Source organism: Bradyrhizobium sp. P5_C11_2, from assembly GCF_054049755.1.
Window position 1 is genome coordinate 1 of record NZ_JBFULT010000252.1, and the last position, 10,460, is coordinate 10,460.

The 10,460-nt window shown below is 63.9% G+C and carries 10 protein-coding genes; 1 reads left to right on the forward strand and 9 read right to left on the reverse strand.

What is annotated here, in order from left to right:
• The 5 genes from ACXJL8_RS22360 to ACXJL8_RS22380 form a co-directional block, all read right to left on the reverse strand.
• Positions 1-446, reverse strand: a 446-nt coding sequence (locus ACXJL8_RS22360; protein ID WP_456685606.1) for a sulfatase-like hydrolase/transferase, incomplete at its 3' end; no start/stop codon positions are given.
• A gap of 228 nt (positions 447-674) precedes the next feature.
• Complete coding sequence (locus ACXJL8_RS22365; RefSeq protein WP_456619079.1) at positions 675-2,345, reverse strand: arylsulfatase; 1,671 nt, start codon at positions 2,343-2,345, stop codon at positions 675-677.
• A gap of 105 nt (positions 2,346-2,450) precedes the next feature.
• The gene (locus ACXJL8_RS22370; RefSeq protein ID WP_456618837.1) at positions 2,451-3,446 is read right to left on the reverse strand and encodes a formylglycine-generating enzyme family protein; all 996 of its coding nucleotides are present in this window, start codon (positions 3,444-3,446) and stop codon (positions 2,451-2,453) included.
• A 613-nt stretch (positions 3,447-4,059) separates the two neighbouring features.
• Positions 4,060-5,460, reverse strand: a complete 1,401-nt coding sequence (locus ACXJL8_RS22375) for a peptidoglycan DD-metalloendopeptidase family protein (protein ID WP_456685601.1) — start codon at positions 5,458-5,460, stop codon at positions 4,060-4,062.
• Between the two features lie 109 nt (positions 5,461-5,569).
• The gene (locus tag ACXJL8_RS22380; RefSeq protein ID WP_456685602.1) at positions 5,570-6,220 is read right to left on the reverse strand and encodes a protein-L-isoaspartate(D-aspartate) O-methyltransferase; all 651 of its coding nucleotides are present in this window, start codon (positions 6,218-6,220) and stop codon (positions 5,570-5,572) included.
• Positions 6,221-6,457: 237 nt separating this feature from the next.
• Between ACXJL8_RS22380 and ACXJL8_RS22385 the strand changes: the two genes are divergently transcribed.
• Positions 6,458-6,829 (forward strand): response regulator, encoded by a 372-nt coding sequence (locus tag ACXJL8_RS22385; RefSeq protein WP_456618834.1) that lies wholly within the window; start codon positions 6,458-6,460, stop codon positions 6,827-6,829.
• 104 nt (positions 6,830-6,933) lie between these two features.
• Here ACXJL8_RS22385 and surE read toward each other — a convergent pair whose 3' ends face one another.
• The 4 genes from surE to tatC all read right to left on the reverse strand — a co-directional run.
• Positions 6,934-7,701 carry a 5'/3'-nucleotidase SurE gene (gene surE, locus ACXJL8_RS22390; protein ID WP_456685603.1) on the reverse strand — a complete coding sequence of 256 codons (768 nt, stop codon included), beginning with the start codon at positions 7,699-7,701 and terminating at the stop codon, positions 6,934-6,936.
• A gap of 91 nt (positions 7,702-7,792) precedes the next feature.
• A complete protein-coding gene (locus tag ACXJL8_RS22395; RefSeq protein ID WP_456618832.1) occupies positions 7,793-8,158 on the reverse strand; it encodes a hypothetical protein in 366 nt (121 codons plus the stop codon).
• Between the two features lie 96 nt (positions 8,159-8,254).
• Complete coding sequence (serS, locus tag ACXJL8_RS22400) at positions 8,255-9,586, reverse strand: serine--tRNA ligase (protein ID WP_456685604.1); 1,332 nt, start codon at positions 9,584-9,586, stop codon at positions 8,255-8,257.
• 195 nt (positions 9,587-9,781) lie between these two features.
• Positions 9,782-10,460, reverse strand: a 679-nt coding sequence (gene tatC / locus ACXJL8_RS22405; protein WP_456685605.1) for a twin-arginine translocase subunit TatC, incomplete at its 5' end; no start/stop codon positions are given.

A 10,460-nucleotide genomic window follows, 5' to 3' on the forward strand; every position in this document is an offset into this window, starting at 1 on the left:
AGGTGATTCTTGCCAAACTGGCCGGTGGCGTAGCCCATTCCCTTCAGCGCGGTGGCAATCGTCACCGCCTGCGCGGGTATGCCGATGGCTGCGCCGGCCTGGCCGACCGTGGTCATGCCGGTACGGATTGGCAGCTCACCGGTGATAAAGTTGGCGCGACCTGCCGTGCAACTCGCCTCGGCATAGTAATCGGTAAACAGCATGCCTTCAGCGGCGAGCTTGTCGAGATTGGGCGTCCGGCCAGCCATCAGGCCGCGGTGATAAGCGCCGATATTCCACATGCCGATGTCGTCACCCATGATGACGACGATGTTCGGCCGCTGCCCCGCTGGCGCGGGTGACGGTGTTAGCTGCTGCGCCTGCGCAGAACTTGTCAGCCCGACCGCGGAGAGTGCCGAAGCGGCGACAAGAGAACTCCCGCTCAGCAAGAGATCGCGGCGTTTCATTCCGCTGCCCGATTGCGGAGTGGCGTCGTGGGAATCGCCTGGCGGAAGCTTGTTGCTCATGACGCGCGCCTCTCTGTTGTGACGCAATTGGTTCTGTTTGCTTGATGCATCGGAAGCCGAAATGGCTTGTGGAGGTGCCGGCCGGCCCCGCGCGGGCCCTTATCGCTTTGCTCGCTATTCCGTCGGCGGGCGCCCGTGGGGCGCCCGCATCACCCGCAAGGATCCGAGTTACTGGCTCGGGTGCCCCTGACCCTTCTTGAGCTGTTCCATGACCTGATCCAGGTTGTAGCTCGCGGGATCCTGAAGGGGTGGGAACTCCTTGTAGGATTCCAGCTCCTTCAGCCACAGCACCTGCCCGATGGGCAGCAGGTTCCAGTCGTATATGTAAGCCGTGACCGGCCCGGCGAGCGCGCCGCTGAACCAGAAGCTCGCCTTTTTCTCATCGCCCCACGACGTCTCGAATGGATCGCGCTTGAGGTTGACCATGCCAGCTGCGAACTGGGTCTGGACTCCCGGGGAGAGGAAGCCCGTCGCGGTTTCGGGCGCGATCGCGAAATACATCTTCCAATTCTTGTAGCGCACAGCCGACGGATGGCTGCTGGAATAGTAGAAGAAGGTGTCGCGCGCCGACTTTTCCGAACGTCCGGAAAGGTACTCGGTCTGGTCGACGCCATCGAGCTTGGTCTTGACGATGCCCGGATAGGCGCCGGCCATGATCCGCTTGTTCAGAGCATCGCCCTTGGCTCCGCCCGCGATGTTGACAAGCGTGGGCAGCCAGTCGAGCGACGCGAAGATGTCGTTCTTGACCGTTCCAGGCTTGATGACGCCCGGCCAGCGAATGACACACGGAGCGCGCATGCCGCCTTCCCAGGTGTTCATCTTCGAGCCCTTGAACGGGGTCGTGCCGCCGTCCGGGTAGGTGAACGTCTCAGCACCGTTGTCGGTGGTGAACACGACGATCGTGTTGTCGAGCTGGCCCATGTCCTGGAGCTTCTTCAGCACGTAGCCGATGTTGTCATCCATCTGCTTCATGCCGGCTTCGTTGACGCCCCAGTCCTTGCCGCCGGGTTCGCCGACCATGGCCATGTACTTGTCGTTCAGCACGGTCGTGACGTGCATACGCGCCGGGTTGTACCAGACGAAGAAAGGCTTGCCCGTCGTCTTCGGGTCGTTGCGATCGATGAAGTCGATAACCTTGGCCGAAATTTCCTCGTCGACACCCTTCGATCGTTCGAGTGTCAGCGGGCCCTGATCGACGCACTGCTGAGTCCTGGATGTACCATCCGACTTGCACGACAGGACGTTGCGCGGAGGCGTCAGGCAAACGGTCGTTAGCGGATCGACCGCGCCCGGTACCTCCGGGATGCCTGGGATCGGCGTATTCTTGCATGGCGGAGCGACCGTCTGCTGGGTCGGGGACTTGTTGATGTCCGGGAAGCTCACGCCCTGCATCGCATCGAGATGATACAGGTAGCCCCAGTATTCCTGGAAACCATGCGCGGTCGGCAGTGCGTCGGTGTGATCGCCGAGATGGTTCTTGCCGAACTCGCCGGTGTTGTAGCCGAGATCGAGCAGGAATTTGGCGAGCGCCGGCGTACCGGGCCGCAGATAGGACGGGCTACCAGGCAGTTGCGGGGGGATCATGCCGGTGCGCAGCGGATTCATGCCGGTGAAAAAGGCATTGCGGCCGGCCGTGCAGCTCTGCTCGGCGTAATAGTGCATGAAGATCGCGCCTTCGTTGCCGATGCGATCGATGTTGGGCGTCTCGCCGACCATCAGGCCGCGGTGGTAGATGCTCGGCTGCATCCAGCCGATGTCGTCGCCCATGATGAAGAGGATATTGGGTTTCTGGGCCGGCTGTGCGGTTGCCGGCGTGCTGGCCGGCCCGGACAGCGACATCAACATCGTCGCGCCAAGCAGCGATGCGCAGGACCGCTTGTGCCAACTAGGTGTCTTGCATGGCTTGGCGGGCAATATGGTACGCAACATGGTTACGCTCCCTATTTATGATGCATCAAAGGCTCCTCGCCTGACGCACCGAAAGCCGAGATGACTCGTGGATGTGTCGACCGGCTCCGCATGCCGCGCAGCCGGCCTGTAGCGTCGGCAGTAATTCGGCGCGCACAAATGCGAGCCGCCTTTGATGACCTTCCGTGGAATTTTCACGTTGGTCGTTCTTGGGTCGTAGCTATCGGCCTCGCGGCCGCCGCGCGGGTTCTCTGGAATGCAACAGGCTTTTGCAGCGTCGGCTTCATGCCGAGGCGAATACCAGTCTGACGTCCATTCCCAGACGTTGCCGATCATATCGTGCAGCCCGTATCCGTTCGGCGGGAATGCGGTGACCGGCGATGTCCGTTCGTATCCATCGTCCCTGGTGTTCTGGCGTGGAAATTCGCCCTGCCAGGTGTTGGCCATGTGACGGCCCCCAGGCGCAAATTCATCTCCCCATGCGAACTCGGCGCCATCCAGCCCGCCGCGCGCCGCAAATTCCCATTCCGCTTCGGTCGGCAAATCCTTGCCAGCCCATCTTGCGTAGGCGAGCGCATCGCTGAAGGCCACATGCACCACGGGATGATCGTCCAGCCCACGGATGTCGCTGCCCGGCCCGTAGGGATGCCGCCAGTTCGCGCCTTTGGCGAAGGTCCACCATTGGCTGAAGTCCCGGAGACTGACCGGATGCGCGGGCGGAGCGAACATCAGCGAGCCCGCGTAGATCATATGCGGGAGAATTCCGGGATAGTCCTTTGGATCGGGCGCGATCTCGGCAACGGTGACGTGGCCGGTAGCCTTGGCGAACGCCTTGAATTGCCGGTTCGTCACTGGATGGCGATCCATCCAGAGCGCATCCACGGTGACGCGGTGGACCGGCGCTTCCTCCGGATAGTGCCGATCCGAACCCATGCGAAACGTGCCGCCCGGCACATACAGCATCCCCTCGCCTGCTGGATGCTGGTACGATTGTCCGGAATCAGGCGACGATTTCGTATCAGCCAGCTTCATGCCGATCTCCGGACCCGAGCGTCATTGGCGTGCGCTGCTACCGAAACGGAACGCCACTCTTCCAGGTTGATCTAGATCAAGGGTTCCAGGTCGGGACATTCACGACGGCGCTGGGTCACCAGCAAGCCCTGCCCTGTCCGCTGCGCCATCGAAACCGAAGCAGATTCAGAACATTGGGACATCGCACCGGCAGCCATCGGCTACTTTGCACGGGGTTGTTCTTCGATAATTTGATGGTCCGGTCACAAAAGCCTCAGGCCGAACCTGATCCCGCGACCAACGCGTTCCAGGCTCCGACACCGAACCTCGAATCCTACGCGACGAACTCAGCGATTTTGAATGGTTCGGGATTCAGAGAGCTTGCCGGAAAAGGAGCAAGCACAAACATTCCGCCGGAGCGAACTCGCATGAACGCGATCCGCTTCCGGCATTCGCCAAACTTTTATTAATCCGAATTTTACTGCGTGCTAATCTACGCCACAGTTCGCGGCAGCGTCTCGGCCCAGCGACTGCTGTCTCTGCAATACTGGATCGCCCGCTCCAGTGCGCAATTGCGCACAAGGCGGGCGATGACAGCGTCGTTGTGGCCTGCCCTACTTCTCAGGCTCGCGCCTCACGCCCCGTTCAGGAATTGAAGCGGGTCAACCGGACTGGATCCCTTACGGATCTCGAAGTGGAGCTGCGGCGACGCCACCTCACCGGATTGACCCGACTTGGCAATGACCTGACCGCGCTTGATGGTATCGCCGCGCTTCACCATCAGCTCACTCGCATGGGCATATGCGGTGACGTAGCCGTTGGAGTGCCGAACCAGGACCAGATTGCCATAACCCTTCAGCTCGTTGCCGGAATAGGCAACGACGCCATCTTCAGCCGCCTTGACCGGCGTACCCTCGGGCACTGCGAGATTGATGCCGTCATTGGACTTGCCGTTGGTCTTGGCGCCGTAGGTGGTGATCACCTTGCCGCGCACCGGCCAGCGGAAAGTCGGCAGCGCGCTGGTGACTTCCGCGGCCTTCGCCGGCGTCTCGGCGGGCTTCTCTTCGACATTGGCGGTGGCCTGGGCCAGACGGGCACTCTRCACCGGCGCGGCAACGGCGGCCATCTTGGTGGCGGGCGCCGGAGCGGCCGCAACGGGCTGCAGGGTACCCGCAACCGGGGCGGCCGCGACGGGAGCCGGAGCAAGCGGTGCCGCAACCGCGGCGGTCTTGGCGCCGGGCACGGTCAGCCTGGCGCCGAGCTTGAGCTTTGCCGAAGGCTCAAGGCCGTTGGCGCGGGCGAGCTCGGCCGGCGAGATATGGTTCTTGCGCGCGATGCTGGCGAGCGTGTCGCCGCGGTTGACGAAGTGGAGGCTGGGCGGCGCAGCGACGGCCGCAACCGGCTTGGCGGCGGGCGCCATCACCGGAGCGGCAGCAACCGGAGCCATCGCCGGCGCGGGTGCGGCAGCCGTCGCGCCGGGACGCGGGATGATCAGCTGCTGGCCGGGCGAGAGCGCACGCGGGCCCTTGTAGCCGTTGGCGGCAAGGATCGCCTGCGGCGTGACGTGATAACGCTTGGCGAGCACGTCGAGCGTATCGCTGGTGCCGACGATGATCTTGGTCCCGCCGGCCGGCTGGGCGGCTGCGACCGAGCGCGGCGGCACGGTGGCTGTGGTCTCGAGATGCGGCTGTGCCGGCGGCGCATAGGAACCGACGCCACGTCCGCCCCCGGACACACCGCCACCCGCCGCAACGGGATAGGATTGCGGCGCGGAAACCGCCGGCGGCGGCAGCGGCTGAGACTGATAATAGCCGGGCTGGGTCTGCGGCCGCGAATATTGCGGCAGCTCACGCTGCGGCGGGGGCGCCTGCTGCACCGAGCCGGTCGCTTCCGACGCGAAGGGATTGGAGAAATTCGACTGGGACAGCCGCGACGACATGTCGGCGCTGCACCCTGCGAAGCTGAAGGAGATCAGCGCCAGCACCGCGACCTGCGGTACGCGGCGCGAGTAAAGCAACTCGGCGACGACAGACATGGTTACTCACTCGTACGCAACAGAACTGGTCTTTTAAGTAAACACGCGCCGAGTAAATAACGGCTTAACCCTCCCAATAAGATGTTGGCAGCACAGCCGATCCGGAATTCTACAGCTCCCGCGCCACGCCGGGCAGCGCCGGCACGAAGCGGACCTCGAGGAGTTCCTTGCGCTCGATCCCGGCCTCGCTGCGGCTTAGGCGGATCAGCGTCTGCACGCCCTGATGCGGGCCGACCGGTGCGATCAGGATGCCGCCGACCTCGAGCCGCTCGACCAGGTTCTCCGGAATCTGCTCCATCRCCGCCGTGACCATGATGCGGTCGAATGGCCCGATATTGGCGGGCAGGTTGAGACCGTCGGCCAGCATCACCTCGACGTTGTGACAGTCGAGCTTCTCAAGCCTGGCGCGTGCGGCGTCGGCGAGCTTGCGGTAGCGCTCGACCGTCAGCACCTGGCCTGCGAGCCGCGACAGCACGGCGGCCTGATAGCCGGAGCCGGTGCCGATCTCGAGCACGCGATGCCGCTTCTGGAGTTGAAGCTGCTCGGTCATGTAGGCGACGACGAAGGGCTGGCTGATGGTCTGCCCGCAGGCAATCGGCAGCGCGCTGTCGCGATAGGCGCCGGCGCGATCGGCCTCGTCGACGAACAGCTCGCGCGGCACCGCCTCCATGGTGCGCAGCACCGCCTGATCGCTAATGCCCCGACGCCTCAGCGTGAGCTGAAACATCATCTTTTCCGGCGGGTGATGATCGGAGGTCATGGCTGTCAGTGTTCGTCTCGTCAGATCCGGATCGAGGTTTTGTGCAGCAGGTATTCGCGCCCGAATCTTGTTCCGGCTCAGGAACCCATGATAGACTTTCGATGCAGCATTTGACCACACATTGGCTTGCGACGGAGCAGCGGCGATCACCATTCGCAGGCTTCCGTTCGCCCAAACGCGCATTGCGTCCTGTAGCGTTATCTGCGAACGTTTGTCCCTATGGGCAAGGACTCAGCTATGACTGCGGCAAGGCTTTCGGGCCGTTCTGTATTCCTCGTCGAGGACGAGGTCATGATCAGGATGATGGTCGCGGACATGCTCGAAGAGCTCGGCTACAAGGTCGCAGCTGAGGCCGGCGATATCAACGAAGCGATGCGGCTTGCCCAGGCGACCGAATTCGACATCGCCATCCTCGACGTCAACGTCAACGGCAAGGTGATTTCGCCGGTAGCCGATCTGATCAAGGAAAAAGGCTGCCCCTTCATCTTCGCGACCGGCTACGGCTCCTCGGGCCTGCCCGAGCAATATCGCGACCGGCCGGCGCTCCAGAAACCGTTTCAGCTCGACGCGCTCGGCAAGACGATCGAGGCCGCGCTTCGCGGCGCCTAGCGGATCTCCGTAGCCCGGATGGAGCGAAGCGCAATCCGGGATTGGAGCCGCGCGGCACGAGGCCCCGGATTGCGCTTCGCTTCGTCCGGGCTGCAGGCTAGCGGCTACTTGAGCGTCGCGCCCAGCGCCTCCGAAAACGCCTCATTGGTTCGGTCGAGCCTGAGAGGGGTGACCGAGACGTAGCGCTCGCGCAGTGCCGCCAGATCTGTGCCTTCGGCGGGCGTGTCCATCATCGCCGCGCGCTCGAAGCCGATCCAGAAATAGGGATTGCCGCGGCCGTCCCTGCGCTCGTCGATCCTGAGGAAGCCGAGGTTGCGCTTGCCCTGCCGGGTCACGCGGATGCCCAGGACATCCTCCGGCGCGCAGGACGGGAAGTTGACGTTGATGACGGTGTCCTTCGGGATCCCCGCCTTGATCACTTTGCGCAGGATATCGGGCCCGAATTGGCGCGCAGTGYCCCATTGCGGCCGGTCGCGGGTCTCGACGCTGAACTCCTGCGACAGCGCGAACGACGGAATGCCCAGGATGGTGCCCTCCAGCGCGCCGGCGATGGTGCCGGAATAGACCACGTCCTCGGCAACGTTGCGCCCCTTGTTGACCCCGGACAGCACGACATCGGGCAGCTTGGCGCCGAGGATATGGCGCGCGCCCATGATGACGCAGTCGGTCGGCGTGCCCCGCACCGCGAAGTGCCGCGGGCCGACTTCGCGCAGGCGCAAGGGATCGTTCAGCGACAGCGAATGCGACACGCCGGACTGGTCGAGCTCGGGCGCGACCACCCAGACATCGTCGGACAGCGCCTGCGCGATTTCCTCCACGACCTTGAGGCCGGGGGCGTGGATGCCGTCGTCATTGGTGCAGAGAATGCGCATATCTCAGCTCGATTCCATGGGTCGTCTCAAGCTGGTCTTATCCGGCTATGACCGATCAGGCAAACGGACGCCGCCTTGGCCGATGGGCCTCTCAGCGGCGAATTCTCCACTGCGGCAAGAACCGCGCAAGCCTGCCTTCCGCACGCAGCACGAAGGCCGGTGGAACCGGCGGCCGGGCCTGGAGCAGCTCCGCGGCAGCGGGCGGCGCCGGCAACAGGTCGGCCACCGTCGGAGCCGGCTCACGCGGATAGCGCGTGCGCGCGGTCGTCAATGCCGCGTCAAAATCGTCGATGTTGACGCCGGGCTTGGCCCGCCGGCTCTGCACGAGAGCGTCGTCCCAGAGCCGCGCGATCTCGATGTCCAACACGCCACGCAGGCGCTGGTCGACGGCCTGGATGCCGGCACCCGTCACCGCCCATTGTCTGCCGACCCAGAAGATGTCGCGGTGCAAGGCCATGAACGGGGGTTTCGAGTTGTCGGGTGGCCGACAAGATAGCCGGCCGCCCGATCTTCGCAACCAAACGTTTCCGCGTTACGGCCGGCCAATCGCGCCCTACTCGCGCGCGACCACCTTCAGCCCGCCCATATAGGGCTGCAGCACGTCGGGGACCGCAATCGAGCCGTCCTCTTGCTGGTAAGTCTCCATCACCGCGATCAGCGCGCGGCCAACTGCGGTGCCGGACCCGTTCAGCGTGTGCACGAAGCGCGGCTTGCCGTCGGGGCCACGCGAGCGCGCATCCATGCGCCGCGCCTGGAAGTCGCCGCAGACCGAGCAGCTCGAGATCTCGCGGAACATGCCGCCGTCGCCCTGCCCGGGCATCCAGACCTCGATGTCATAGGTTTTTTGCGACGAAAAGCCCATGTCTCCTGCGCACAGCGTCATCACGCGGTAGTGCAGGTCGAGCTTCCGCAAGACCTGCTCGGCGCACGAAAGCATGCGCTCCAGCTCGTCCTTGCTCGCTTCCGGCGTCGTGATCGAGACCAGCTCGACCTTGGTGAACTGGTGCTGGCGGATCATGCCGCGGGTGTCGCGTCCGGCAGCACCGGCCTCGGCGCGGAAGCACGGCGTCAGCGCGGTGAGCCGCATCGGCAATTGCTTCTCGTCGAGAATGGATTCGCGTGCGAGGTTGGTGAGCGATACTTCCGCGGTCGGGATGAGGCCGAGACGCTCCGTGCGCAACCGCTCGTGATCGGGCGCGGCCAGGAGCTCGCCCTTGATCGCCCAGAACTGATCGTCCTCGAATTTCGGCAATTGCCCGGTGCCGAACATCACTTCGTTGCGCACCAGGAGCGGCGGGTTGATCTCGGTATAGCCGTGCTCGGTCGTGTGCAGGTCGAGCATGAACTGGCCGATCGCGCGTTCGAGCCGCGCCAGCCCCTTTTTCAGCACGACGAAGCGCGCGCCGGAGAGTTTTGCCGCCGCCTCGAAATCCATGTAGCCRAGCGCCGTGCCGAGATCGTCATGCAGCTTCGGCGTAAAGCTGTAGTTGCGCTTGTTGCCGAACACATGGTGCTGCAAATTGCCGTGCTCGTCGACGCCGTCGGGCACGTCGTCGAACGGAATGTTCGGGATCGCGGACAGCTCTTTCGTCAGCTGCTCGTCCGCAGCTTTCGCGGCGGCCTCGAGCTCCGGCATCGTGGTCTTGAGCTCGGCGACCTCGGCCATCAGCTTGGCCGCGCGCGTCTCGTCCTTCGCCTTCTTGGCGTCGCCAATCTCCTTCGATGCTGCGTTGCGCCGCGCCTGAGCCTGCTCCGAGGCCAGGATCGCCGCGCGCCGCGTCTCGTCGATCGCCAGCAGCGAGGCCGACAACGGCTTCAGGCCCCGCCGCGCGAGACCGGCGTCGAAGGCTTGCGGATTGTCGCGGATCGATTTGATGTCGTGCATGGCCGTGGTCCTGGGGAGCGCGTAGATGGTCAACATTTATGCTGACAATTTACATTGGCGCGTCTCCTAGCACGGCTGTCATCATCCGCGAAGGCGGATGATCCAGTATTCCAGAGACGGCAGTGATTCCCCGAGAGGCCGCGGCGTACTGGATTCCCCGCTTTCGCGGGGAATGACGGCCGAGAATGGGGCGCCCTACTCCGCCGGATTGGCGTCCGACGATGCGCTGGCGGACGCCTGCGAGGCCGCCGCCTTCTTCTCCACCATCCCCACCGCGATGATCGAGCCCTCATAGAGCGCCAGCAGCGGAATCGCGAGCGAGCACTGGCTCAGCACATCCGGCGGCGTCAGGACGGCCGCGATGACGAAGGCGATGACGATGAAATAGCGGCGTTTTTCCCGCAACATCTTTGCCGTGATGATGCCGATGCGCCCCAACAGCGTCAGGATCACCGGAAGCTGGAAGGCGATGCCGAAGGCGAAGATCAGCGACATCATCAGCGACAGATATTCGCCGACCTTGGGCAGCAGCTGGATCTGCGCGGTCTCGTCACTGCCGGCCTGCTGCATGCCGAGCGAGAAGCGGACCAGCATCGGCAGCACGACGAAATAGACCAGCGCCGCGCCCAGCACGAAGAAGAACGGGGTTGCGACCAGATAGGGCAGGAAGGCCTGCTTCTCGTGCTTGTAGAGGCCCGGCGCCACGAACTTGTAGATCTGCGTCGCAACGATCGGGAACGAGATGAAGCCGGCGCCGAACAGCGCGAGCTTGAGCTGGGTGATGAAATATTCCAGCAGCGCCGTGTAGATGAATTTCGAATTCTCCGGCCCTGCGACCCACACGAACGGCCAGACCAGCACGTTGTAGATCTGC

Excerpts from the sequence above, each read along its gene's own strand:
- ACXJL8_RS22395 (WP_456618832.1), bottom strand. The coding sequence starts at position 8,158 with ATGGCCTTGCACCGCGACATCTTCTGGGTCGGCAGACAATGGGCGGTG.
- ACXJL8_RS22370 (WP_456618837.1), bottom strand. The coding sequence starts at position 3,446 with ATGAAGCTGGCTGATACGAAATCGTCGCCTGATTCCGGACAATCGTAC.
- ACXJL8_RS22365 (WP_456619079.1), bottom strand. The coding sequence starts at position 2,345 with ATGTCGCTGTCCGGGCCGGCCAGCACGCCGGCAACCGCACAGCCGGCC.
- ACXJL8_RS22385 (WP_456618834.1), top strand. The coding sequence starts at position 6,458 with ATGACTGCGGCAAGGCTTTCGGGCCGTTCTGTATTCCTCGTCGAGGAC.